Genomic DNA, 25,042 nt, shown 5'->3' with positions numbered 1-25,042 from the left:
GGTGCAGTGCAGTGCGGTTGGTGCAGTGAAAGGTCAGCGCGCGGTCTTGGGATCGAAGGCGTCTCTGACCGAGTCCCCGAGCAGGTTGAACGCGACGACGAAGATGATCATCGATATGCCGGGGAAGAACATGTAGGTGATGTCGTTCTGCATCACCAGTTCGGTGGACGCCTTGGAGAACATCTGCCCCCAGTCCGGCGTCGGTTCGACGATTCCGACGCCCAGGTACGACAGACCGGCCTCGGCCGTCACGAAGTTGGGCAGCAGATACGTCGCCTGGACCAGCAGCGGGGTGACGATGTTCGGCAGGATCTCCTTGCGGATGATCCGCCACGGCGAGGCACCGCTGACCTTGGCCGCCTCGATGAACTCCCGTTCACGCAGGGCGAGTGCGGTGCCGCGCAGGATGCGCCCGAGACCCATCCAGCCCAGGAACCACTGGACGATGATCAGGGCCAGCACCCGTACATAGGTGGGCGTCTCGTCCCGCGGGCTGACGAACAGGGACACCACGACCGGCATGCTCGCGATGAAGAACAGCTGGGCCGGGAAGGCGAGCAGGAAGTCGATGACCCGGCCGATGAAGTAGTCTGTCCTGCCGCCGAGATAGCCGGCCGCGACACCGAGCAGGATGCCCGTCACGACGACGGCGAGGGTGACGGCGACCGAGATCATCAGCGAGGTGCGTATGCCGTAGATCAGCTTGGTGAAGACGTCGTAGCCGTTGCCCGGTTCGAGTCCGAACCAGAACTGGCTGCTGATGCCGCCGTTGGGCTGCACCGGCACGCCGGCGCTGTCGAAGAGTTCCGGGCGCTCGTCCGCGTACACCGTGTACGGGTTCTTGCCGTACAGCTTGGCGATCAGCGGGGCGAGCAGGCCGATCAGGAAGAAGAAGCCCACGACGTAGGCCGAGATGACGCCCGTGCGGTCACGCTTGAAGCGCAGCCACATCAGCTGGCCGGGGGACCGGCCCTCGAGCTTGACGGCTTCGTCCTTCGTCGCCGGCCCTGGTTCGCCGTCGACGACGACCGAAGTCCCGCCGCCCTCAATGTCGATAGGACTTGTCACGGTTCGTCCGTTTCACAGGTATGAGTGTGAGTGATGCCCGGGTACTCCGAGAACGCGCGAAACCGCAGTCGGACGCGCGTAGTTCTACGACCTGGTCACACCGCTGGAAGTGACGAACCGATCCGCCTGGTGCTCGTGACACCGCGCATGGGTGTTCCTCCTCATGACTGCACGCGTTCACCGATAGGAGAGGGCTTCCCGCCTTGCCTCCGACACCCCTGACGGAGGATCAGGCACCCCCTGGTGCTCGTGAGTCGGCGCACTGTCCCCACAGTGCGAGACCCATTGACCCGAGCGCTACGCGGCTAACTATCTGCCATGGGTCGACCACCGACCACTGCCCGTAGATCTCAATTCAGTCACGGCTTGCGGCTAGACCTTCCAAAATCTGGACAAACTGTTCGCCCGAAGAAGGCGCGAAACGGACTTGTTACTTGGCTATCGGGCAGGGATCTCCGCATGTCGGACAAAGGGCCCCCGAAAATGGGTTGCAAAAAGCCCGGGTTCCCCCAGCATGGGGGAACCCGGGCTCAAGGGCCGGTGGATCAGCCGTGCTTGGCGCGGCTCGCGGCGCGGGCCCGCTCGCGCTGGTCGAGGTTCACCTTGCGGATGCGAACGGCCTCCGGGGTCACCTCGACGCACTCGTCGTCACGGCAGAACTCCAGCGACTGCTCCAGCGACAGCTTGCGCGGCGGCACGATCGACTCGGTCACGTCGGCCGTCGAGGACCGCATGTTGGTGAGCTTCTTCTCCTTGGTGATGTTGACGTCCATGTCGTCGGAGCGGGAGTTCTCACCGACGATCATGCCCTCGTACACCTCGGTGCCCGGCTCCACGAAGAGCACGCCGCGCTCCTGGAGGTTCGTCATCGCGAACGCGGTGACGGCACCGGCGCGGTCGGCGACCAGCGAACCGTTGTTACGGGTCTGCAGCGCGCCGAACCACGGCTCGTGGCCCTCGTGGATGGAGTGGCCGATACCCGTGCCCCGGGTCTGGGTCAGGAACTCGGTCCGGAAACCGATCAGACCGCGGGACGGCACGACGAACTCCATGCGGACCCAGCCGGAGCCGTGGTTGGACATGTTGTCCATGCGGCCCTTGCGGACACCCATGAGCTGCGTGACCGCGCCCATGTGCTCCTCGGGCACGTCGATCGTCATGCGCTCGACCGGCTCGTAGACCTTGCCGTCGACGTCCTTGGTGACGACCTGCGGCTTGCCGACGGTGAGCTCGTAGCCCTCCCGGCGCATGGTCTCGACCAGGATGGCCAGCGCCAGCTCACCACGGCCCTGCACCTCCCAGGCGTCGGGACGCTCGGTGTCCAGCACGCGCAGCGAGACGTTACCGATCAGCTCGCGGTCCAGGCGGTCCTTGACCTGGCGGGCGGTGACCTTGCGGTCCTTCACGGCCGCCTTCGCGTCGGCGCCCTTGCCGGTGCCGCCGCGGCCGACCAGCGGCGAGGTGTTCGTACCGATGACCATGGAGATCGCCGGCTCGTCGACCGTGATCAGCGGCAGCGGGACGGGGTTCTCGGGGTCCGCGAGGGTCTCGCCGATCATGATGTCGGGGATACCGGCGACCGCGCAGATGTCACCCGGGCCGGCCACCTCGGCGGGCTTGCGGGTGAGCGCCTCGGTCATCATCAGCTCGGAGATGCGGACGTTGCTGACGGAACCGTCGCGCTTGATCCAGGCGACCGTCTGGCCCTTGCGCAGCTCGCCCTGCTCGACGCGGAGCAGCGCGATACGGCCGAGGAAGTTGTCGGCGTCGAGGTTGGTGACGTGGGCCTGGAGCGGCGCGTCCTCCTCGTACGTCGGGGCCGGGATGTGCTCCAGGATGGTGGAGAAGAACGGCTCCAGGCTGTCGCTGTCCGCCGGGACCGTGCCGTTGTCCGGCTTGGTCAGCGAGGCGATGCCGTCACGGCCGCAGGCGTAGACGATCGGGAACTCGATCTGCTCCTCGTCCGCGTCCAGGTCGAGGAAGAGGTCGTAGGTCTCGTTGACGACCTCGTCGATGCGGGAGTCCGGGCGGTCCGTCTTGTTGATGCAGAGGATGACGGGCAGACGCTGCTGGAGCGCCTTGCGCAGCACGAACCGGGTCTGCGGCAGCGGACCCTCGGAGGCGTCCACCAGCAGCACGACACCGTCGACCATCGACAGACCGCGCTCGACCTCGCCACCGAAGTCGGCGTGGCCGGGGGTGTCGATGATGTTGATGGTGATCGGGTCCCCGCCGTCCTTCGGGTGGTACTTCACCGCGGTGTTCTTGGCGAGGATCGTGATGCCCTTCTCACGCTCCAGGTCGTTCGAGTCCATCATGCGGTCGTCGACGCCTTCGAGCTGGTGGGCGGCGAACGCGCCGGCCTGCTTCAGCATGCCGTCGACGATGGTGGTCTTGCCGTGGTCGACGTGGGCGACGATGGCGACGTTGCGGATGTCGTGACGCGTAATGGACGCAGCCATAAGGTTGCCGTACTCCCGGAGTGTGAGGATTGCCCTGCGCCGACCTCTGTGTCGCGCGGGTCCTGCCGGGCTGGACACGCCACGGCCTCACCCCATGGTACGTGGCCTTCGCGGAGAGGGCTCGCCGGGCCGACCCGGGGCCCCGCGCACGGCCCGGCGCCCCCTACCGGCTCGTCGGGCTGGCGGAGACCGGAACCTTCGCCCCCTTCTTCAGGAAGCCCATGTCCTCGTACACCGGCGTCTGGAATCCGAACGCACCCGCGTTGACGAGGCTCTTCCGCACCCCCACCAGCTGAGGCCGCTGGTAGAGCGGGATCGACCCCGCCGTCGCCCAGATCCTGGAGTCCGCCTTGCGGATCAGCGAGACCGCCTCGCCCTCGTCCAGGGTGGCCGCCGCCTCGTCGAAGAGCTGGTCGACCTGGTCGGTCCCCACCCGCGTGTAGTTCTGCTCGACGTTCACCGAGCCGTCCGCCGCGGGCACCGGCTTCGCGTAGAGCGGCCGGTCGTCCGTCGCCGGGAACGCGGAGGACGGCCACGAGTACAGCGCGAGGTCGTAGTCGCCCGAGGCGATGTGGTCCTTGAAGTAGCTCTCGTCCGAGACCTTGGTGATCGTCGCCTGGATGCCGACCCGGCCCAGCATGACCGAGATCCGCTCGGCGACCGAGTTCAGCGCCTGCGCGCCGGCGCCGGACGGGAGCACGAAGCGGAGCACGAGCGGCTTGCCGTCCTTGGCGACCGTTCCCGCCGGCAGGGCGGCCGGCGCGGCCGTGCCCTGGGGGGCGTAGGCACCGGGCGCTCCCCCGTGCTTGCCCTCCTTCGGGAGGTGCCGGTCCCCGCCGTCCCCGCGTCCGCCGTTCTTCTCGTCCTCACCGCCGGTGTTCTGGCCGTCATCGCCGCCGTCCGACTTCTCCTCGTCGTCGCCCTTGTCGTCCTTGTCACTCTTGGGGCTCTTGTCGCTCTCGGAGCCGGCCGCCTTCTCGCCCTTCTTCTGCTCCTTGACCGGGGCGCCCGGCACCCAGCCGGCGTCCGCGAGCAGCGCCTGCGCCTCCTTGGTGTCCAGGCCGCCGATGGCGCCGCTGCTGTCGGCGTAGGCGACCTGCCCGGACAGGGCGAGGTGGCTGCCGACGGGGACCGCGGGCAGGCCCAGCGGGGTGAGCACCAGCCTGGCCAGCTCCTTGCGGTCCAGGGCGCGGGCGACGGCGCGGCGGACGCGTTCGTCGGCCAGGGGTCCCGCGGAGCCGTTGAGGGCGAGCTGGGTGTAGGCGGGCTCCAGCGACTTGCGCACGGTGAAGTCGCGCAGCGCCTGCTGCTCCTCCAGGTAGGCGCTGATGGCCTTGCGCAGCTTCTTCTTCCCGGCCTTGGCCTTGTCCTCGTCGAAGCCGTGCGCGAGCGCCCAGGAGCGCAGCTTCTTCACCGAGGTCTTGCCGGCGCCCTGCAGCGGGTTCGCCATGCCCCGGGCCGCCAGCCCGATCCGCTGGGCCTCGGCGGGGTCCAGGTCGGCGAGGTCCACGCTGCCGTCGGCGAGCGCGGCGGCCCGCTTGTCGCGGGGTACGGCGTGCAGCACGATCTGGGACAGCTTGGCGCGCCTGCCCCACCAGCGCGGGTTGCGGGTGAGGACGACGTCCTTCTTGGCGGTGTCGACCTTGTCGACCGCGAAGGGCCCGGCGGTGACCTGCAGCTTGCGGCGGGCGCCGTCGTTGAAGGCGTCCGGGGTGCCCATGACGTCCTTCGGGTACAGCGGGGAGAACAGCGACTTCCAGTCGGCGTACGGGCGGGAGAAGGTGACCCGGACCTGGAGGTCGTTGGCACCGCGTTCGATCTTCTCGATGCGGTCGTAGCCGGCGTTGCGGGCTGTCCAGTAGGCGCTGTTCCTGCCGGACAGGGCGCGCCACTGGGCGAGGAAGTCCGCGGCGCCGATCTCCCGGCCGTCGCTCCACACGGCCTGCTGGTTCAGCTTGTACTGCACGACCTGGCGCGGCTCGGTCTCGATGACCTTGGCCGACTCCAGATAGGCGGGGTTGGGCACCGGCCGGCCGGCGGCGTCGAGGCGGAACATCGACGGCAGGACCGCCTGGGCGACGCGGCTGGTGCCGGCGTCGGCGTCGGCCTGGAAGGTGTTGAGGGTCTGCGGGACGGTGTCGACGGCCCACTTCAGGGTGCCGCCGTCGGCGACCAGGTCCCGGGCGGCCGGGGCGATGTCCTGCCCGGCGAGGGGCTTGCTGACCTCCTCGTCGGAGCTGCAGCCGGCGAGGAACGGCACCGCGAGCGCGCCCGCGGCCAGAAAGGCGGCCGATCGCATGACGGCGCGCGTTCCGACTCCGTCGTAGGACATCTCTGCTACCTCCGGGATGCCGCGGGCTTTATGCTCACATGTGTCGGAATATGGAGCTGATCACCTTTGGCGGTATATGGAGCTGATCAGATCTATGCGGCCCACTGAAGAGGAAAGGATCCGGCCACTGAGGGCGACACGGCGACGACGGGCGGTAACCCCACCCGTGCGGCGCAACACCACCCGAGATGCATCCATGCGCCTCCGCCAATCGCTGCACATGCCTTCACAGCGGCAGGTGTGACGCGCAACACTCCAAGGCGCATGAACGGTGCCGCCCAGGGTCCGCCGGACCCGCGGAAGTGAGGGCAAGTCATGTCCGTGCACGACGACATCACCTCGGTCCAGCGCTCCCTCGACGACCTGCACCGGTCGCTGGGACGTCTGGAACACCAGCTCGGCAGCGGCGGCCTGGAGATGCGCCGCGTCCGGCTGGACGCCGATCACCTGCGGGAAAGCGTCGCGCTGTTGCGCGAGGCTGCCGACACCCCGGACGCCCCCCGCCGTCCCGACCTCGTCACCATCTCCGACGCGCCGTACGACTTCAGCCTGTGGACGGACTCGGACGACGAGGGCCTGGGAGCCCGCGACCGCCGCGCCCCCTGATCCCCGACCTACCGGAGTCCTGCCTTGGCCACTGGTACGGAACCCCAACAGAACAGCGGCGGCGTACGGAGCACCGCGCGCGCCGCGATCGCCGCCCCGCATCTGCGGACCGACCGCTGGTGGCTGGCTCCGGCCGTCACCGCGGCCGGTCTGCTGGCCTTCGTCGTCTACTCGACCTGGCGGGCCTTCGCCAACGCGCACTACTACGCGGCGCCGTACGTCTCGCCGTTCTACTCGCCGTGCCTGGCGAGCAACTGCAAGACCATGCACGGGGGGCCGAACGCCGACCTCTTCGGGAGCTGGTGGGGCATCTCGCCCGCCGTCATCATCCTGATCTTCCCGCTCGGCTTCCGGCTGACCTGCTACTACTACCGCAAGGCGTACTACCGCAGCTTCTGGGCGTCCCCGCCCGCCTGCGCGGTGGCCGAGCCGCACCGCACGTACACCGGCGAGACCCGCTTCCCGCTGGTCCTGCAGAACATCCACCGGTACTTCTTCTACGCGGCCCTGCTGGTCGCCGGCGTGCTGACGTACGACACGGTGCTGTCCTTCCGGGACACGCACTACCGGTGGGGCCACATGGGGCTCGGCACCCTGGTCTTCCTGGCCAACATCGTGCTGATCTGGGCGTACACGCTCTCCTGCCACTCCTGCCGCCACATCGTCGGCGGCAAGCTCAAGCACTTCTCCAGACACCCCGTGCGCTACCGGGCATGGCAGTTCGTCGGCAGGCTCAACGCCCGCCACATGCAGCTGGCCTGGGCCTCGCTGCTGAGCGTGGCGCTCGCCGACTTCTACGTCTATCTCGTCGCGTCCGGGGTCTTCGCCGACCCGCGCTTCTTCTAGAGAGCAGTGAGGTACCGAGCTGATGTCCGTGGTCGACCGCCAGGAGTGGGACGTCGTCGTGGTCGGTGCCGGCGGCGCCGGACTGCGGGCCGCGATCGAGGCGCGCGAGCGGGGCGCCCGTACGGCGGTGATCTGCAAGTCACTGTTCGGCAAGGCGCACACGGTGATGGCCGAGGGCGGCATCGCGGCGGCCATGGCCAACGCCAATGAGCACGACAACTGGCAGGTGCACTTCCGCGACACCATGCGCGGCGGGAAGTTCCTCAACCAGTGGCGGATGGCCGAGCTGCACGCCCAGGAGGCCCCGGACCGGGTGTGGGAACTGGAGACCTGGGGCGCGCTGTTCGACCGGACGAAGGACGGACGGATCTCCCAGCGCAACTTCGGCGGCCACGAGTACCCGCGGCTCGCCCACGTCGGCGACCGTACGGGCCTGGAGCTGATCCGCACGCTCCAGCAGAAGATCGTGGCGCTGCAGCAGGAGGACTTCAAGGAGACCGGGGACCACGAGTCCCGGCTGAAGGTCTTCCAGGAGTGCACGGTCACCCGGATCCTCAAGGACGGCGACCGTGTGTCGGGGGCCTTCGCCTACGAGCGCGAGAGCGGCCGTTTCTTCGTGCTGGAGGCGCCCGCGGTCGTGGTGGCGACCGGCGGCATCGGCAAGTCCTTCAAGGTGACGTCGAACTCCTGGGAGTACACCGGCGACGGCCACGCGCTGGCACTGCTGGCGGGCGCCCCGCTGCTGAACATGGAGTTCGTGCAGTTCCACCCGACGGGCATGGTCTGGCCGCCGTCGGTGAAGGGCATCCTCGTCACCGAGTCGGTGCGCGGCGACGGCGGGGTCCTGCGCAACTCCGAGGACAAGCGGTTCATGTTCGACTACATCCCGGACGTCTTCAAGGAGAAGTACGCCGAGTCGGAGGAGGAGGCCGACCGGTGGTACGACGACCCGGACCACAACCGCCGGCCCCCCGAGCTGCTCCCCCGCGACGAGGTGGCCCGCGCCATCAACTCCGAGGTGAAGGCGGGCCGCGGTTCGCCGCACGGCGGGGTCTTCCTGGACGTGTCCACCCGGATGCCCGCCGAGGTGATCCGGCGCCGACTGCCCTCCATGTACCACCAGTTCAAGGAGCTGGCGGACGTCGACATCACCGCGGAGGCGATGGAGGTCGGGCCGACCTGTCACTACGTGATGGGCGGCATCGCGGTCGACTCCGACTCCTCGGCGGCACGCGGTGTGCCGGGGCTGTTCGCGGCCGGTGAGGTGGCCGGCGGCATGCACGGCTCCAACCGCCTCGGCGGCAACTCGCTGTCCGACCTGCTGGTCTTCGGCCGCCGGGCGGGCTGGCACGCGGCGGAGTACGCGCAGGGACTCGCCGGCCGGCGCCCACCGGTGGACGAGGCCCAGGTCAACACGGCCGCGGCGGAGGCCCTGCGCCCGTTCTCGGCGGAGGCCGAACGGGAGGGCGAGGCGGGCCCCTCGGAGAACCCCTACAGCCTGCACCAGGAACTCCAGCAGACCATGAACGACCTGGTCGGCATCATCCGCCGCGAGGGCGAGATGGAGCAGGCCCTGCACAAGCTCGCCGACCTGCGGGTACGGGCCCGCCGGGCCGGCGTGGAGGGCCACCGCCAGTTCAACCCGGGCTGGCACCTCGCCCTCGACCTGCGCAACATGCTCCTGGTCAGCGAATGCGTGGCCCGTGCGGCCCTGGAACGCACCGAGTCGCGCGGCGGGCACACCCGCGAGGACCATCCGACGATGGACTCCGCCTGGCGCAACGTGAACCTGCTGTGCGCCCTCGCGGACCCCACCGGCGGCCTCGCGGCGACCGACCCCGCGCGCGGCCAGATCCGCCTCACCCGCGAGACCACCGAACCCATCCGCCCGGACCTGCTCGCCCTCTTCGAGAAGGAGGAGCTGGTCAAGTACCTTGCCGAAGAGGAGCTGTACGAGTGAGCAGCTACGAGGCCCGCTTCAAGGTGTGGCGGGGTGATGTGCAGGGCGGTGGCCTCGAGGACTTCACGGTCGAGGTGAACGACGGCGAGGTGGTCCTGGACATCGTCCACCGCCTGCAGGCCACCCAGGCGCCCGACCTGGCCGTGCGCTGGAACTGCAAGGCGGGCAAGTGTGGTTCGTGCTCGGCGGAGATCAACGGCCGCCCCCGGCTGATGTGCATGACCCGCATGTCGGTCTTCGACCGCGCGGAGACGATCACCATCACGCCCCTGCGCGCCTTCCCGGTGATCCGCGACCTGGTCACGGACGTCGGCTTCAACTACCAGAAGGCCAGGGAGGTCCCGGCGTTCGTCCCGCCGGCCGGTGTCGGCCCCGGCGAGTACCGGATGATGCAGGAGGACGTGGATCGCTCGCAGGAGTTCCGCAAGTGCATCGAGTGCTTCCTGTGCCAGGACACCTGTCACGTGGTGCGTGACCACGAGGAGAACAAGACGGCGTTCGCGGGGCCGCGCTTCCTGATGCGGATCGCCGAACTCGACATGCACCCCCTGGACGCGGCCGCCGAGACCGGCCTGGACCGCAAGGGCACGGCCCAGGACGAACACGGCCTCGGCTACTGCAACATCACCAAGTGCTGCACGGAGGTCTGCCCCGAGGGCATCAGGATCACCGACAACGCCCTGATCCCGCTGAAGGAGCGCGCGGTCGACCGCAAGTACGACCCGCTGGTGTGGCTCGGCTCGAAGATCAGGAGGCGGTCTTCGTAGGGGCGGAGCGACCGGGGCGCTGGGCGAGCAACTGGGCCGCCATGCCTGCCATCCACAGGCACCACCCGGCGGCCGGGAGGACGTCCAGCCCCGCGTCGGCGAGCGGCCCGAGGAACATGAACAGGCCCAGCCCGACCGCGTTCGCCAGCGCCCCGTACCCCCACAGCCGTGGCCGCACCACGCGGGGACGCGCCACCGGCGGCAACCACTGCGCCGCGACGGCCGCGGCACCGGCCACACCCATGAGCGCCACCGCCACCACGGCCACCACCACCAGGAACATGTGCATGCCCGTCATGCTCCCACCAGGGCCAGGGCCTCGGCCAGGTTGTGCTCCGCGATATCCCGCATGAGCCCGGACCCAGGGAAGTCACCGTCGAGCAGCCGCAGCGGACCGGCGACGAGGTTCAGGTGCATCGCCAGCCGGTAGAGCCGCATCCGGTCCGCGTCCAGGCCGTCGGCGCGCAGGGCGTCGTAGTGCGGCCCGAAGCGCAGCCGCAGGAAGACGTGCTCCCACTCGGCGTCGAAGTACATCAGCCCCTCGACGTCGATCAGGGCGGGACGGCCGTCCGCGTCCAGCAGGACGTGGTCCGGGCCCAGTTCGCCATGGACGAGGACGTGGTCGGCGCGCGGGCCGATCCGGGCGGCCAGGGAGCGCACGGCCTCCTCCAGCCGCGCCCGCCCGGCGGCGGCACGCGGGTCGCGTACGGCGGTCTCGGCGATGTGGACAGGGCGCGGTCGGTGACGAGCCGGGCGCAGGAGGCGCCGTACGAGGTGCCGCCGGCCTCGACCAGGGCGACCTTGCCGGGTCCGGCAGAGCGGCAGCCGTGCAGGGCGCGCAGGGCCCGCGCGAGCTCCCGCAGCGCCGGTCCGGCCGCGTCCGGGTCCCGGCGCAGCACGTCCTCCAGGCTGCCGCCGGGCAGGTCCTCGACCACGGCGGCGGAGACCGCGGGGTCCGTGTGGAGCAGGCGCGGGGTGCGCACGCCGACGGCCGCGAGGCGCTCGTGTGCGGCGGTGAACAGGTCGAGTCCGCTCGCGTGCGAGAAGGGGTCGCGCAGGTCGGCTTCCGGCTGGTCCCAGTAGTCCTCGTCCGCCGACCAGACGTAGGCGATCACCGTGCCCCCGTCGTCGAGGTGGAGCCGGTAGACGCCCTTCTTGGAGCCGCCGCGCAGCCGGGTCACGGCCCCGAGGGTGCGGTGGCGGCCGAGGGCGGCGCGGGCGAGCGGGGCGAGGTCGGCGACGGTCTTGTGCTGTCGTGGTCCAGTCACCGGACCCAGTCTGCCCGGTACGCCGTCCAGTCCGCTTCGGTGGCCGCGAAGTCGACGTAGAGGGCGACACCGAAGCGGGCACGGTCCCCGTCGGTGCGGGACAGGCCGAGGCGGACGCCGCGCACGGCGGCGGGGACGGTCTCGGCGCGGGCCCAGTGGCCGAACCGGTTCTCGTGGTAGAAGGGCAGGCCCATGAGCAGGTCGGTGGACTCGGGGGTGACCTCCAGGGCGAGCGAGGTCTGCTGGGCGACATAGCCGCCGTACAGGCCCTGCAGCGGCTGCATGGTGTCGTACGACATCACCGCGATCTGGTCGACGCGACGCGCGACCTGCCCGAAGTACGCCTGCGACCACCACTTGGGGTGGCCGGTGACGCCGCCCCACAGGGAGTGGAAGGCCGGAAGCGGGTCGATCTGGTGGGCGGCGACCGAGAGCACGGCGTGGTGGGCGCGGGTGACGCGGTGCAGGGCGTCCAGGAGGGCGAGGTAGTTCCGGTCGCCGGAGTGCAGGGGCTCCAGGTCGAAGTGGGCGCCCTGGAAGCCGGCGGCCAGGACGCGGCGGGTGGACTCGACCACGGCGGAGCGGGTCGCGGGACGCTCCAGGTGCATGGCGTCCGGCTTCTCGGGGGCGAGCTCGTCGCCGAGCCAGGCCTGTACGCGCAGGTGCGGCGCCCGGTGCCGCAGGGTGTCCGTGAGCCAACGGGCCCTGGGGTACGCCGACTCGGGGAGCGTGCCGTCGTGTTCCAGGGGGCCCGCGTGGACGTACAGGTCGCGGATGCCGGTGTCGCGCAGGCGGCGGACGAGGGCGGTGACGTCGGCGTCGGTCTTGCGGCCGTCGATCCAGGCGTGCCCGAGCCAGATGGCGTCGCGGTCGCGGGTGTACGTGCCGGCTCCCGGGGTGCCGGTGTAGTTGAGGCGGAGGGCGGTCTCCGCGGTGAGCACGGGGAGGAGCAGGAGGAGGGCGAGGACGAGCGCGGCGAGTTTCAGCCTGCGGCGCCAGGTGCTCTTCCGGCCCGTTTCGCGGGTGCCGCCGACGGGGTCGTCCGCTTCCCCGTCCCTTTCCCTGCCGTCCATTCCTGCCCCCCTGCCCGTCCCGTCCCCCACCCGTATCCATCCCGCTCGCGAAGGCGCCTACCTGCCCATACGCTCCGAAATGTGACGTCCTCCCTGATCCGGGGCCGACCCCGACGCGCCAAGGCGCACATATGGGTGCGGGTGGCGCATGCCGCGCTGGGTGCCGTGGTCGGGGTGGGGTGGCTGGTGTTGCCGGTGATGACGGTCGGTACGCGAGATCCGGTTCCCGCGCCGCCCGGCCGGGTGGCGGCGAGCTCCGCCGCACCGCTGCAGGACGGGGCCTCCACCGCCGACCTCGTGCTGCCCCTCGTCGCCGGGGTCGCGGCCGTGGCGCTGGCGGGATACGGCTACCTGCGCCGCACCCGCCGCGCCCGCACCCGCACAACCCCCGGAACCGTCTCCGTGGCCCCGCCGGTCCCCACCGTCGCCGACTCCGAACGCCAGGCGCGCGCCGCGCTGGTCCTGGCCGACGACTGCGTACGCACGAGCCGGGAGGAACTCACTTTCGTCCAGGCACGGTTCACGGAGGCGGACACCGAACCCTTCGTCCACGCCCTGCGGGCCGCCGAGACCGAACTGGCGGCCGCGTGCGCGATCTGGCGGCGGTACGAGCAGGGGGTGCCGGAGGACGCCACCGCACGGCGGCAGGCGCTGGTGGGCGTGGTCGGCCGGTGCGCGGAGGCGGGACGCCGGCTGGACGCCCAGGCTCCCGCGCTGGACGGACTGCGGGAGCTGGCGGGTCCGGGCCTCGCCGGGGCGCTGGAGGTCGCCGAGGGACGGTTCCGGGAGCTGACGGGACGCACACTGACCGCCGGGGACGCGCTGACCGCCCTGCGCGAGCGGTGCACCGCCTCGGCCGTCGCGCCCGTCATCGGGTACCTCGAACAGGCCAAGGACCGGCTGGTGTTCGCCACCATGCGGCTCAACCAGGCCCGCCAGGCGGCCGACAGGGACGAGGCCGGGCGGGCCGCCGGGCACCTGCGCGCCGCCGAGGGCGCGGTGGCCCAGGCCGACGTCCTGGTGACCGGGGTGGAGCGGCTCACGGCGCGGCTGCGGGAGGCGGCCGAGCTGGTGCCGGCCGCGCTGACCGGCGCGGAGGCGGAGATCACGGCGGCCCGGCAAGGGGGTGTGGGCAAGCCCCTGACCAGTGGTGAACTGCACGCACGACTGTCCCACGCGGACGGCGTGCTGGCCGCGGTACGCCAGGAGCTGACGGCGGGCCCGTACGACCCGCTGGACGCCCTGCGCCGGATAGCGCGGGCCGTGGAGCGCCTGGAGACGGGCCACGCCGGTGCGCCGGCCGCCGCGGCGCTGCTCGTGGCGAGGAGTTCCGTCGCCGGGGCGGAGGAGTTCGTCGCGGTACACCGGGGTGCGGTGGGCCCACAGGCACGGGTGCGCCTGGCGGAGGCGGCGCGGGAACTGGGCGCGGGCCACGCCGACCGGGCCGATGCCACCGCCCGCCGGGCCCGGGACCTGGCCGAACGGGACGTACGGGCCCACGGCAACCCGCACACCAGCGCCGACGGTGACGCACCGGGCCTGGCCGGCGCGGTCCTCGGCGGAGTCCTCCTGGCAGAAGACCCCGACGGCGGCCCCCCGGCAAGCTACGGCGGCCCCCGGACGAGGTCCCGCCACAGCTTCTCGCACCCGCCTGACCACCACAACCAGCCCCGGTCGACCTGACGTGCACCGCCCCGGTGTCAGAAGAGGCTGCCCCTCCACCGGTCAACCGCAACCGCCGGAGCCCTCCGGGCAAACGACCTGACGGCGCCCCCGACAAGCTACGGCGGCCCCCGGACGAGGTCCCGCCACAGCTTCTCGACACCCGCCTGACCACCACAACCAGCCCCGGCCGGCCCGACGTGCACCGCCCCGGTGTCAGAAGAGGCTCAGTAGCGCCTCCGCCGGGTCGGTCAGCCCTGCCTCTCCCCCGGGCAACGGCAGCTCGAACCACACCGTCTTGCCCCGAGGCGTCCGGCGCGAACCCCACGCCGCGCTGAGCAACCCCACCAGCTGCAGTCCCCGGCCGCCCTCGTCCGTGTCCCGGGCGCGTCGTCGGCGGGGCTGGACCAGGCCCGAGTCCCACACCTCGCACACCAGCGTGCGGTCCAGCAGCAGCCGTAGCCGGATCTCCCCCTCGCCGTACCGCAGCGCGTTGGTGACCAGCTCGCTGACGAGCAGTTCCGTCGTGTCGACCAGCGGCTCCAGATCCCAGCTCAGCAACTGTGCGCGGGCGTACTCCCGCGCCCGCCCCACACTCCGCGGCTCGCGCGGCAGCGTCCAGTCGCCGACGGAGTCGGCGGGCAGTCCCTGCACCCGGGCCATCAGCAGCGCGATGTCGTCCTCGCCGTGGTGCGTGTCCAAGGTGTTGAGGACGTGGTCGCAGACGTCCTCCAACGGCCGCGACGGATCCGTGAGCGCGCCGACGAACGCCTGCAGGCCCTCGTCCAGCGGATGGTCGCGGGACTCGACCAGGCCGTCCGTGTAGAGGGCCAGCAGCGCACCCTCCGGCAGCTCGACCTCGACCTCCTCGAAGGGCTCGCCGCCCACTCCGAGCGGCATGCCGGGCGGCACGTCCAGCATCAGGGCAGGCTCGCCGGGCTCGACCAGGACCGGCGGCAGATGGCCGGCGTTGGCGAACGTACAGCGCCTGGTGACGGAGTCGTACACCGCGTAGACGCAGGTCGCGAGGTACACCTCGGACAGGTCGGCGTCCCGGGGCTGGCGTGCCGTACGGGTGGCCTGCTGGACACCGCCCGGCGTGCCGAGCCCCCGCGCGATCTCGTCCAGCGCCGAGAGCACCTCGGCCGGTTCGAGGTCCAGCAGGGCCAACGTCCGTACGGCGGTCCGCAGTTCACCCATCGCGACGGCCGCCCGCAGGCCCCGTCCCATCACGTCGCCGACGACCAACGCCGTGCGGTGGCCGGGGAGTTCGATGACGTCGAACCAGTCACCGCCCACCTCCGTCGCCGCGTTGCCCGGCAGGTAGCGGCAGGCGATGTCCAGCCCGGAGGCCTCGGGGTCGCCGGGCGGGAGCAGGGACCGCTGCAGTATCAGCGCCCGCTCGTGCTCCCGCCGGTACAGGCGCGCGTTGTCGATGCAGACCGCCGCGCGCGCCGCCAGTTCCACCGCCAGTTCCCGGTCGCGGTCGCCGAACGGCTCGCTGCCCTTGGTGCGGGCGAACTGGGCGAGGCCGACGACCGTGTCGTGGGCGACCATCGGCACGGCCAGCGTGGACTGCACGAGGCCGCCCTCTTCGGGGGGCACGGCCTGCGGCCGCGCGGTACGCAGGGCGTCCGCGCAGGGCGAGTTGAAGGGGAAGTGGTGGACCGCGCCGACCTCGACGGGCTCGCCGGAGCCCGCGAACGGGGCACCGGAGACGGCGCTGGCGAAGGCGACGCGGCGCAGCTCGGCGCTGCCGTCGGCGAGCCCGGGCGGGGTCTCGTCGCCGGCGAGCAGGCCCTGGTAGAGGTCGACGGTGGCGAGGTCGCAGAAGCCGGGGACGACGACGTCGAGGAGTTCCCGGGCCGTGGTCTCCAGGTCGAGCGAGTTCCCTATGCGGGCGCCGGCCTCGTTGAGGAGGGCGAGGTTGCGCCGGGCGGCGGCGGCCTCGCGGGCGGCGGCCCGGCGGGCGGTGATGTCGGTGCCCAGCCAGGCGATGCCGATGGGGCGGCCGCTGCCGCCGTGCACGCGGTAGAGGTTGACGGACCAGTGCCGGCGTTCGTCGGAGCCGGGGACGTGCCCCGTGACGTGCATGTCGGTGATGGACTGGCCGGATTCCAGCACCCGGCGCAGGGTGGCCGCGACCCGCTCGGCCTCGGGGCGCGGCAGGTAGTCGTGGACTCCCTTGCCCCGGTGGTCGTCAGGGGTTCCGCCGAAGATGGAGGCGAACCGCTCGTTGACCTGCCGGACCCTCAGATCGGTGTCGATCAGCAGGAATCCGAACGGGGATTGACCGAATATGGCCTGCGAGGCGGCCAGGTCGGTCTCGATGCTGCGCAGGGTGCGGACGTCCACGACGATGCAGACGGCGGCGTGGTCGCCCTCGGCGGTCCGGGTGGGCATGACGTAGACCTCGGCGAGGCCCGCCTCGCCGCGCGTGCCGTCCGGCTCGTCCGGCATCCGGAAGGGCACGACCCCGGTCCACTCCCGTCCGTCGAGGATCTCGGCCATCTTGCGCTGGCCGCGCTCGCGCAGATCGGGGTCGATGAAGGCCTCTATGGGGTCCATGCCGACGGCGCGGGCGGCGGGGATGCCGAAGAGCTGCTCGGCGCGCAGGCTCCACTGGTCGACCAGCCCGCCGGCCCCGATGGAGAAGGACGCCACCTTGATGTAGTCGTAGATCGAACCGGGCGGACTGCTCTGCCACATGGCGTCGCCGGGTACCGCGGCAGCTTCCGCGGCCTGGTTCCTCGCGCCGTCCGACGGGTCCTCGGACTCCGTGGCCTTCGCTGGTATCTCGCTCACGCGAACCGTCCCCTCCAGCTCACCGCGCCCGGCACCGGTCACCGGGGGCGGCTGCCCGCAGTATCCAGCACTACGGCGCCGCACGACACGGTGTTCACGATCACAGCTCGGTCCAGATGTTTTTCGGACCGTGCGTGACAACACTTCCACTCTTCTAACCAGGGAACACGCCCCCGAATCACGCACCTCGTGGCCGACCGCGCGCCCGCAGCGCACGGTCGACGGATCACCCCCGCCCGTACACCCCCGTGCCCCTCGGATGCTTCCGGCTCACCCCGGCACCGCCAGTTCGAACCAGACGGTCTTTCCGCTCGCGCCGGGCCGGGTGCCCCAGCGGCGCGAGGAGCCGGCGACCAGTTGCAGTCCCCGGCCGCTCTCGTCCTCGTCGTGGGCGACGCGTTCGCGCGGTGGGTCGGGGAGCGGGTCGGAGACCTCCACCAAAAGGGCGTCGTCCAGTTCGACGGGGCGTACGAGCCGTACGCCGATGGGACCGGTGGCATGCCTGAGCGAGTTGGTGACCAGTTCACTGACCAGCAACGCGGCCAGATCGGCGACGCAGTCGAGGTGCCAGCCGTGCAACTGGCCGCGTACCGCGGCACGTGCGGTGCGCACGGCGCCCGGTTCCGCGGGAAAGGTCCACTCGGCGCAGTCGCCATCGGTGTCGATCACGCCGATCACTTCCCAGGCAAGCAAGCCCACCCATGTCCGGTTTCATGGGGTTAATGGGCACATACCCGATATCCCGGGGGCAGTACCGCGCGGGAGGGCGCACTGTGGCACGAACGGCGTACGGGAGGCTCAGTGGAGGCCGGCTGTGAGCCGGGGGGCGACTTCACGAACGGCGGGGACGTCCTGGTCCAGCCACGGCACGTCCCAGAGCTCGGACTCGGTGAGCCAGCGCAGCTCGTCATGGTCCTGGAGGGGCCTCGGCGCGGGTGAGCCGGGGCGCAGGCGGGCGGTCCACACCCGCAGGACGTACGGCGCCCGGAGCGGCCACTGACCGGGTACGCGCTCGACCGGCTCGGCCTCGATGCCGAGTTCCTCGCGCAGTTCGCGCACCAGGGCGTCCTCGGGCCGCTCGCCCGACTCCACCTTGCCGCCGGGCAGTTCCCAGCGTCCGGCCAGGTCGGCGGGGGCGCTGCGGCGTGCGGCGAGCAGCCGGCCGCCGTCGAGGAGGGCGGCCCCCACCACCAGGATCCGGTCCGTCATCGGTGTCATGGGCGTCATGGGGCGGAGCCTACGGGAGGGCGCGCGAGGTCAGTTGCGGACGCCGTCGCCGTTCTGCCCGATGCGCTCGACCCAGTAGAGCTGTTTGTGGCCCCGGTCGTCGAGGCTGTCGGCGATCTTCTGCGCCTCGGCGCGGGTCGCGTACCGGCCGACGCGGTAGCGATTGCCGTTGTCGTCCTGCCGTATCACGATCCAGGGCAGGAAGACCGTCCCCTCACTCATGGTCTCCCCCGCCACTCGCTCTCGCACCGCCCCACCCTCCCCCATACTCGGCTTCGCTCGCGCGGGGGGACACCCATGCCGCCCCGGGCCCCCGCCGAGCCGCGCCTAAGGAAACCGCAATCCGCATATGCCCGAGCGTACGCCCAACCTTCACGCAGCGAATACGCCTTTTCACAAAGAGGTACGCAACCAGCCAGAACCCAGGGGGCGCACGGAAGTGAACGCGCCGTCGTGAGCGCCACCGTCCCGAGTCGGGGACATATCCGAGTGACACCTGGTCACCTGGGAAAACGGCCGAATTGCAGCGGCGCGCGGCCCCCGGCGGAAGGGCGCACGACCGGTCGGCCCCCACCGGATCACACCAAGGGTGTGCGCTACCTCACCAGGGGGCGCACACGCGTTCGCGACAGCGGCGGCCGCGGTGGCCCGCCGAGGTGATGGGCCCGTCCGCGCCAGGGCCTTCCACCGGCACCCCTGGCCAGAGCCCCAACCCCCGCGTCCGGGTGGCACAGGTCCGCCCATCACCACCCACCGCCCACCCGTCACACAGCGCGGCCCACGACCCCCGCGCCCGGCTCGCCCGGCTCACCCGGAGTCGCGCCGCCCCCTCCCCCACCGCGCCCGGCGCTCGCGCAACCGGCCGGCCGCGGCCCGGAACCGCCCGCCAACACCCCCCGGCGGCCCCGCCCTCACTTCACCGGCAAGTGATACGCCGCGCGGTACCGGTCGGCCGGGATCACCACGTCGGCGGTCTCGACCGGGCGGCCGGAGGCGTAGTACGTGCGCTGGATGACGAGGACCACGTGGCCGGGGACGCCACCGAGGATGTGCAGTTCCTCGGCGAGGCCGGGGCGGGCGCCGACCTCCTCGGTGACGTTGTCCACGATGACGTCGATGCCGCGCATGCGCTCGACCACGCCCATGCCCCCCAGCGGCCCCTCCTCCGGCAGCATCACCGGGGTACGCCCGGTGACGGCGAGCGGCTCCCAGGAGGTGGAGAGCATCATCGGCTCGCCGGCCTCCCGGAACAGGTACTTGGTGCGCATGACCCGGTCACCGGTCCGGATGCCGAGCCGCTCGGCGATGGCGGCGCCGGCCTCGGCCTGCTCACTGCTCGACTCCCAGGTGCCGCGCACCGAGGCTTCGGCCTGCTCCTGCCGGAAGGGCGTGGCGCCGCCGGAGGGGCGGTATCCGGAGCGGGCCACACGGCGGGGCACCGGCCGCTCGCGGACGTACGTCCCCGAACCGGAGCGGCCCTCGACGAGGCCCTCGGCCATCAGCACCTTGCGGGCCTCCAGCGCGACCGTGTCCGAGACGCCGTACTCCTCGCGGATGCGGGCCTGGGAGGGCAGGCGGGTGTGGGGCGGCAGTGAACCGTCGACGATCTTCTTGCGGAGATCACCCGCGACACGCAGGTACGCCGGCTGCTCACCGAAAGTCACTGGCCGCTCCCATCAGGTTGTACAGACAGCAACAGCGTGGCAACCGTGGGTTGAGCCGTGCAAGCAAAGGCCAGAGAATCACTCGATGTGATGACATACGTGCCGCGGAGGCTTTACGCAGGCACTTTCTCCTTATAGATGCGCGCGCTCAACTGCCCTCACACCTGGACCCCGGGAGGCGGGCGCACGGGACACGGGTACCGTGCTTCTGGGCCGGGCGGCGGCACGGGACCGGTGAACGGCCGCGGGCCGGGCCGACGTACGGCCGGGCGCATGGCAAGCGGGCACGAACGGGGGCGGACTGAGGGTGGACACCCTGACCGGGGGCCGGTTGGGCGGCGAGGCCGTCCGGGCGGTGAACGGCCTCACCAGGCAATGGGCGACGACCGTGCGGGACGGAACGGTCCTCTCGGCGACCGGGGTCTGGCCCCTGCTGGCGTTCCTGGCCGACGGCGCGACGGGCCCGGCGCGGGCGGAGCTGGCCGCGGCGCTGGGCGTGCCCGCCGGGCAGGCGGCCGGTGCCGCACGGGAGTTGCTGGCGGCGCTCGCGTCGGTGTCCGGGCTGGACGCGGCGCTCGGCCTGTGGACGCACCACGCGCTCCCCCTGCGGGAGGAGTGGCGGTCCGGGCTGCCGGCCGGGACGTACGGGACGTTCGGGGACGACCTCGTCACCGCGCAGGAGCGGCTGGACGCCTGGGCGGCCGAGCGGACCGGCGGGCTGGTCGAGCGCATGCCGGTGACGCTGTCCCGGGACGCGCGGATGGTGCTGGCCGGCGCCCTCGCGCTGCGCACGACCTGGCGGCAGCCCTTCGGCGAACTGCCGCTGCGACCGGACGCCGGACCCTGGCGGGGCCGGACGCTGCGCGGACTGCACCGGCGGAGCGTACGTCCGGACCGGGTGGGCGTGACGAGTACACCGGACGGCTTCGTCACCGCGCTGACGGTGCCGGGTGACAACGGCGTCGACGTCCATCTGGTGCTCGGCGAGGAGCGGATGACGCCGGATCAGGTGCTCCTGGCCGGCGTGGGGATCGTGGAGCGGGCGCTGCCGCTCACCGGGGGCGGCTCGCTGCCGCACGGGCATGTGGGGCCGGGCCTGTTCGTGGCGCGGGAGCCCGCCGTCGAGCCGGTGCCGCTGATGCTGGACGTGCGGACGGTGGCGTACGAGGTGCGCGCCGATCACGATCTGCTCGCCCTGGCCCGGCTGTTCGGCCTGTCGGCGGCGGCGGATGCCCGCCACGGCCACTTCCCCGGCATCAGCGACTTTCCCCTCGCCGTCGGCGAGGCCCGCCAGTCCGCCCTGGCGCAGTTCGGTCCGCTGGGCTTCCGGGCGGCGGCGGTGACGGCCGTGCTGGCGGCGCCGGGCAGCGCACCGCCCGAGTACCGCTACGAGTCCACGGTCGTCCGGGCCGCCTTCGACCGCCCCTTCGGCTTCCTCGCCGTCGACCGCGAGTCCCGGCTGGTGCTGATGGCGGGCTGGGTGACGGATCCGGCGCCGGAGCCCGTCATGCGCTTCCCGGACGCTGCTCCTCCAGGACTCTGACGCACCGGGCGAGCAGCCCGGTCAGGGCGTCCCGCTCCGCCTCGGTGAACTCGGCGCCCAGCGCCCGCTCGACGCGTACGGCGGCGGTGTCGGCGTCGGCGAGCACGGCGCGGCCCTCGTCCGTGAGCCGGGTCTCCAGGACGTTCCGGTGCCACTCGTGCGGGCTGCGGGTGATCAGATCGCGGTCCTGGAGGTTCTTCAGGACCGTGTTCATGGTCGGCGGAGTGACCCCGCACAGCCGGGCCAGGGCGGCGGCGGAGATGCCGGGGTGCTCGGAGAGATGGAGCAGCGCGGCGTACTGGGCGACGGTCAGGCCCGCCGGCTTCAGCACCGCCGTCTTGGTCGCGTTGAGGGCCTGCTCGGCCTGCTTGAGGTGGGAGCCGAGACGCTCGGACGCGGGCATGGAGGTCACCCGGCCACATTAATGCCTGGCCGAGGATGAGCACCCTGGCATGCGTTAAACCACTACCTCTGATTAGAGTCCTAATATAGCTTTGCGTACGTCCTACAGTGAGTAGCCGAACCGAGAGGCACCGCCGTGTCCCGTTCGATCCACCGCCGTACCTTCCTGACCGGCGCCGCCGCCGCGGCCGTGGCCGTCGCCGCGCCCCGGGCGAGCGCGGCCACCGTCCCCCGCGTCACCACCGCCTTCACCCTCCCCGACGACCGCGCCTATCCCGAGGGCATCGCCCTCGACCCCCTTACGGGCGACGCGTACGTCGGCTCCTTCACGACCGGCGCGATCTACCGGGCCGCCGCCGGCCGCCGCGCCGCCCACGTCTTCCTGTCGGCCGGCGCGGACGGCCGCACCACGGCCAACGGCCTGAAGGCCGACCGGGCCGGCCGCCTGTGGGTCATCGACCACACCACCGGAATCGACGTCTACGACCTGCGCGACCGCTCCCTGTCGGCCCGCTTCGAGATACCGGAGGGCGACCCGCGTTTCCTGAACGACCTGGTGATCACCGCGAACGGCACGGCGTACGCCACCGACAGCGTGCGCCCGGTTGGTGAACGGCGACGGCCTGGAGCTGTCCGGACGCACCCTGTGGGCCGCCCACAACAGGACCAACACCCTGACCCGCTGGCGCCTCTCCCCCGACGGCACCGAGGCGCACCTGACCCGCACCCTGACCGACCCCGCCCTCCAGGTCCCCACCACCCTGGCCCGCACCCAGCACGGCCTCCTCGTCGTCCGCTCCCAGTTCGACAAGGGCGGCCCGATGGGCCCGGGCACACCGACCCCGCCGTTCACCGTGGCGCGGGTGACGGGGATGTGAGCCTGCTAGACGTTGAAGCGGAATACATGAGGGCGGATCCTGACCTGCGGCGGGACGTCGATGATGCTTCTGACCAGGTACTTTGCTGTTGGCAAGCGATGGCGTGCGACGGCAGCTTTCGACCGTCCTGCGGACTGTCTGCGGACTGGCGGTAAGCAGTCGGGGCGCCCCGAGCAGAAGGCCATGCCGCCTGGACTCCCCGGCGGCGAGGAAGCGCCCGCGCGGCCATCCGACTCTGGACGCGTCCCTGTCGGCTCGGCCGGTGGACCATCGGAGCCCGAACCCCAATCCATTGGATTAAAAGTCCTGGCCATGGCATGACGGGGGGGGTTCCGGACGCTGCCTCGGCGTCCGGAACTGCCTGGTCAGAGCATGTGCGTCGTGATGCGCGGTGCGGCTCGTGACGGCTCGTGCCGCACCGTCCGCTCACGCATCGCTCACACATAAGGCGCCGCTGAGCAGCAGGTTTGCGTCCTGCGAGCAGCGCGACGAGTCACTGGCGCGGTAGCACTCCCGCCGAGCCGGCTCGTAGTGGTCATGTCGCCGCAGGGATGCCGAGCTCAGCCAACAGGTTGCGTACCCGCTGTTCGATGGCGTCCCGGATCGGCCGGACGGCGTCGACACCCTGCCCGGCGGGATCGTCCAGCTGCCAGTCCAAGTACCGCTTGCCGGGGAAGACGGGGCAGGCGTCCCCGCAACCCATCGTGATCACCACGTCCGAGGACTGCACCGCCTCGGTGGTGAGGAACTTGGGCGTCTCGGCGGAGATGTCGATGCCGACCTCCGCCATTGCCTTGACCACGGCGGGGTTGACCGCGTCGGCGGGGGCGGAACCGGCCGAGCGAACCTCGACCTGGTCACCGCCCAGGTGGGTCAGGAACGCGGCGCCCATCTGGGAGCGGCCGGCGTTGTGGACGCAGACGAACAGGACCGAGGGGCGCGGGGCGGAGGTGCTCATGGCAGGCGTCTTTCCGGGAGAGCGGAGTGGATCAGGAGGAGGCGAGTTCGGGTTCGCCGTGTGGGACGACGACCTTGTCCCCGGCCGGGGCGGGACGGCCGTACACAGCGATGACGACGCCCAGCCCGAGCACGGCTCCGACCATTTGGGCAGCGATGAACGGGGCGACGGAGGCGGGGGCGATGCCGGCGAAGGTGTCGGTGAAGGCCCGGCCGATGGTCACCGCTGGGTTCGCGAACGAGGTGGAGGAGGTGAACCAGTAGGCCGCGCCGATGTACGAGGCCACGGCCGCCGGAGCGAGGGATGCTCGGTCGATGCAGTTGAGACCGAAGATCAGCAGGATCAGCCCGGCCGTGGCGACCACCTCACCCAGCCACACGTGAGAGGCGGACCGGTCGTGCGTGGACCACTGGACCAGCGGCTTGGCGAACATCGCGTCGGCCAGGATCGCCCCGCCTATGGCCCCGGCGATCTGTGCGGGCACGTACGCGGCCACGTCTCGCAGGGTGAGGCCGTCGGGCTTGCGGCGGCCGGTGAACCAGGCGGCGAGGGTGACGGCCGGCGACAACACCCCAGGTGACAGGCCCGGAGCAGCCCGCACCCCGAACGCCTCCGTGAACGGCTCATCGACGAAGACCTCCGCGAGGCGATCCCGCACCCGTATCGGCAAACTCCCCTTCGGGAACGCTGCCCGCGCCACCACCACCGTCTGTTCCGGAATCTCCGGCAACCCCATCGGCCGCATCGACATCCGTACCGCCTCCAGGGCCGCACGACAGGAAGACGCCCCCGCCAACGATCATCGCCCACCAGGCCTTACCGCCGCAGCGAATTGCGCAGCAGAGTCCGGCACGGTGTCAAAACTTTTTACACAGCAGGGTATCTTCTGGCTTTAGTCGCCTTTCATGTCATCCTCAGGCACACCTCGGGGCGCCTGGCACCTTCAAGCAGTACCGGAGAAAGGCCACTCGCCTACCTCACCGCCGAATAGGAGGGTCCGCACATGTCAAAATACCGGGCATGGAAACGGGCCGGACAGACCCTGACCCTGGTCGCTACCTCGTCCGCGCTGGTAATAGGGCTGGCGACATCGTCATCGGCAGAGACGTCGCCCACCACAGCGGAAATCATGGCCGACTGCAATTCGGGCGTGGGTAAGTGCACCTTCGGAGACGGAAGTCCCGTCATGGGCGAGAGCCCGGGCGGCGACCTCACAGAAACAACATACCTCGGTGAGAGGAAGCCAGTCTCAAAGGTGATGCCCAACTGCACCACAACTGCTCAGAGGGGGCAGGTGGCCTGGACCCAAACCACAGGCGTAACTGACACCTTCGGCGTCTCGTTCACAGTAGAAGTTGGGTTCGGCGACATCAAGACCGCGGTCACGACAAAGTACGAACACTCGTGGCTGCAGGAAGCATCATACAGCGAGAACTACAATTATGACGTGCCGCCCGGCTATTTTGGCTGGGTTGAACGCGCCCAATTGATGGCTGCCTACACGGGAAAGTGGCGAACCCA

At 71.1% G+C, this 25,042-nt stretch carries 22 protein-coding genes and 1 pseudogene; 8 read left to right on the top strand and 15 right to left on the bottom strand.

The features are described from left to right. Window positions 1-33: 33 nt before the first annotated feature. The 3 genes from AB0D93_RS13935 to AB0D93_RS13925 form a co-directional block, all read right to left on the bottom strand. The gene (locus AB0D93_RS13935; protein ID WP_362118281.1) at window positions 34-1,068 is read right to left on the bottom strand and encodes an ABC transporter permease; all 1,035 of its coding nucleotides are present in this window, start codon (window positions 1,066-1,068) and stop codon (window positions 34-36) included. 545 nt (window positions 1,069-1,613) lie between these two features. Next, entirely contained in the window at window positions 1,614-3,530 is a 1,917-nt protein-coding gene (gene typA, locus AB0D93_RS13930) for a translational GTPase TypA (RefSeq protein WP_362118278.1), read from the bottom strand. Between the two features lie 163 nt (window positions 3,531-3,693). Next, a complete protein-coding gene (locus AB0D93_RS13925; protein WP_362118275.1) occupies window positions 3,694-5,862 on the bottom strand; it encodes an ABC transporter family substrate-binding protein in 2,169 nt (722 codons plus the stop codon). Window positions 5,863-6,177: 315 nt separating this feature from the next. Between AB0D93_RS13925 and AB0D93_RS13920 the strand changes: the two genes are divergently transcribed. The 4 genes from AB0D93_RS13920 to AB0D93_RS13905 are packed head-to-tail and all read left to right on the top strand — an operon-like array spanning window position 6,178 to window position 10,041. Beyond that, window positions 6,178-6,468 (top strand): hypothetical protein, encoded by a 291-nt coding sequence (locus tag AB0D93_RS13920; RefSeq protein WP_362118272.1) that lies wholly within the window; start codon window positions 6,178-6,180, stop codon window positions 6,466-6,468. A 24-nt stretch (window positions 6,469-6,492) separates the two neighbouring features. Beyond that, entirely contained in the window at window positions 6,493-7,314 is an 822-nt protein-coding gene (locus AB0D93_RS13915) for a hypothetical protein (RefSeq protein ID WP_362118269.1), read from the top strand. A gap of 22 nt (window positions 7,315-7,336) precedes the next feature. After that, a complete protein-coding gene (locus tag AB0D93_RS13910; protein WP_362118266.1) occupies window positions 7,337-9,274 on the top strand; it encodes a fumarate reductase/succinate dehydrogenase flavoprotein subunit in 1,938 nt (645 codons plus the stop codon). After that, a complete protein-coding gene (locus AB0D93_RS13905) occupies window positions 9,271-10,041 on the top strand; it encodes a succinate dehydrogenase/fumarate reductase iron-sulfur subunit (RefSeq protein WP_362118263.1) in 771 nt (256 codons plus the stop codon). Before AB0D93_RS13910 ends, AB0D93_RS13905 begins: the two co-directional genes overlap by 4 nt. On the opposite strand, the gene AB0D93_RS13900 is transcribed toward AB0D93_RS13905, so the two are convergent. Genes AB0D93_RS13900 through AB0D93_RS13885 form a run of 4 tightly spaced genes read right to left on the bottom strand, consistent with a single transcriptional unit; the run spans window position 10,022 to window position 12,382 of the window. Then, window positions 10,022-10,339 carry a hypothetical protein gene (locus tag AB0D93_RS13900; protein WP_362118260.1) on the bottom strand — a complete coding sequence of 106 codons (318 nt, stop codon included), beginning with the start codon at window positions 10,337-10,339 and terminating at the stop codon, window positions 10,022-10,024. The two genes, AB0D93_RS13905 and AB0D93_RS13900, sit on opposite strands and share 20 nt — an antisense overlap. After that, complete coding sequence (locus AB0D93_RS13895) at window positions 10,336-10,701, bottom strand: hypothetical protein (RefSeq protein ID WP_362118257.1); 366 nt, start codon at window positions 10,699-10,701, stop codon at window positions 10,336-10,338. The genes AB0D93_RS13900 and AB0D93_RS13895 overlap by 4 nt, the downstream gene beginning before the upstream one ends. Then, complete coding sequence (locus tag AB0D93_RS13890; protein ID WP_362118254.1) at window positions 10,593-11,309, bottom strand: phosphotransferase; 717 nt, start codon at window positions 11,307-11,309, stop codon at window positions 10,593-10,595. Before AB0D93_RS13890 ends, AB0D93_RS13895 begins: the two co-directional genes overlap by 109 nt. Continuing rightward, the gene (locus tag AB0D93_RS13885) at window positions 11,306-12,382 is read right to left on the bottom strand and encodes a hypothetical protein (RefSeq protein ID WP_362118251.1); all 1,077 of its coding nucleotides are present in this window, start codon (window positions 12,380-12,382) and stop codon (window positions 11,306-11,308) included. The genes AB0D93_RS13890 and AB0D93_RS13885 overlap by 4 nt, the downstream gene beginning before the upstream one ends. An 81-nt stretch (window positions 12,383-12,463) precedes the next feature. Between AB0D93_RS13885 and AB0D93_RS13880 the strand changes: the two genes are divergently transcribed. Continuing rightward, complete coding sequence (locus tag AB0D93_RS13880; protein ID WP_362118248.1) at window positions 12,464-14,065, top strand: hypothetical protein; 1,602 nt, start codon at window positions 12,464-12,466, stop codon at window positions 14,063-14,065. A 195-nt stretch (window positions 14,066-14,260) separates the two neighbouring features. On the opposite strand, the gene AB0D93_RS13875 is transcribed toward AB0D93_RS13880, so the two are convergent. From AB0D93_RS13875 to AB0D93_RS13855, 5 genes are all read right to left on the bottom strand, one after another. After that, window positions 14,261-16,849: a SpoIIE family protein phosphatase gene (locus AB0D93_RS13875; protein WP_362118245.1), complete on the bottom strand. Its 2,589-nt coding sequence runs from the start codon at window positions 16,847-16,849 to the stop codon at window positions 14,261-14,263. Window positions 16,850-17,119: 270 nt separating this feature from the next. Further along, window positions 17,120-17,548, bottom strand: coding sequence for an ATP-binding protein (locus AB0D93_RS13870; RefSeq protein WP_362118242.1), 429 nt, complete (start codon window positions 17,546-17,548; stop codon window positions 17,120-17,122). A gap of 99 nt (window positions 17,549-17,647) precedes the next feature. Further along, window positions 17,648-18,058, bottom strand: a complete 411-nt coding sequence (locus AB0D93_RS13865) for a (deoxy)nucleoside triphosphate pyrophosphohydrolase (protein ID WP_362119127.1) — start codon at window positions 18,056-18,058, stop codon at window positions 17,648-17,650. Window positions 18,059-18,106: 48 nt separating this feature from the next. Next, window positions 18,107-18,298 carry an SPOR domain-containing protein gene (locus tag AB0D93_RS13860; RefSeq protein WP_362118239.1) on the bottom strand — a complete coding sequence of 64 codons (192 nt, stop codon included), beginning with the start codon at window positions 18,296-18,298 and terminating at the stop codon, window positions 18,107-18,109. Between the two features lie 689 nt (window positions 18,299-18,987). Then, window positions 18,988-19,740 carry a GntR family transcriptional regulator gene (locus tag AB0D93_RS13855; RefSeq protein ID WP_362118235.1) on the bottom strand — a complete coding sequence of 251 codons (753 nt, stop codon included), beginning with the start codon at window positions 19,738-19,740 and terminating at the stop codon, window positions 18,988-18,990. A 301-nt stretch (window positions 19,741-20,041) separates the two neighbouring features. Here AB0D93_RS13855 and AB0D93_RS13850 point away from each other — a divergent pair, with 301 nt between their 5' ends. Beyond that, the gene (locus tag AB0D93_RS13850; protein WP_362119124.1) at window positions 20,042-21,283 is read left to right on the top strand and encodes a serpin family protein; all 1,242 of its coding nucleotides are present in this window, start codon (window positions 20,042-20,044) and stop codon (window positions 21,281-21,283) included. Here the strand turns inward: AB0D93_RS13850 and AB0D93_RS13845 are convergent. Beyond that, entirely contained in the window at window positions 21,246-21,686 is a 441-nt protein-coding gene (locus tag AB0D93_RS13845; protein WP_362119121.1) for a MarR family transcriptional regulator, read from the bottom strand. The two genes, AB0D93_RS13850 and AB0D93_RS13845, sit on opposite strands and share 38 nt — an antisense overlap. A 607-nt stretch (window positions 21,687-22,293) precedes the next feature. Between AB0D93_RS13845 and AB0D93_RS13840 the strand changes: the two genes are divergently transcribed. Beyond that, a complete protein-coding gene (locus AB0D93_RS13840) occupies window positions 22,294-22,563 on the top strand; it encodes a superoxide dismutase (protein WP_362119118.1) in 270 nt (89 codons plus the stop codon). A 535-nt stretch (window positions 22,564-23,098) separates the two neighbouring features. Here AB0D93_RS13840 and AB0D93_RS13835 read toward each other — a convergent pair. Together AB0D93_RS13835 and AB0D93_RS13830 are read right to left on the bottom strand one after the other, a co-directional pair. Then, complete coding sequence (locus tag AB0D93_RS13835; protein WP_362118233.1) at window positions 23,099-23,521, bottom strand: arsenate reductase ArsC; 423 nt, start codon at window positions 23,519-23,521, stop codon at window positions 23,099-23,101. A 31-nt stretch (window positions 23,522-23,552) separates the two neighbouring features. Then, window positions 23,553-24,122 (bottom strand): aquaporin, encoded by a 570-nt coding sequence (locus AB0D93_RS13830; protein ID WP_362119115.1) that lies wholly within the window; start codon window positions 24,120-24,122, stop codon window positions 23,553-23,555. A 585-nt stretch (window positions 24,123-24,707) separates the two neighbouring features. Between AB0D93_RS13830 and AB0D93_RS13825 the strand changes: the two are divergent. Continuing rightward, window positions 24,708-25,042: pseudogene (locus tag AB0D93_RS13825) on the top strand (hypothetical protein); the annotation flags it as partial.

It is taken from the genome of Streptomyces sp. NPDC048191, from assembly GCF_040652655.1.
Taxonomy (GTDB): Bacteria; Actinomycetota; Actinomycetes; order Streptomycetales; family Streptomycetaceae; genus Streptomyces.
The sequence above is the reverse complement of the archived record's forward strand: the minus strand, read 5'-3'. Positions and strand labels throughout refer to the sequence as shown.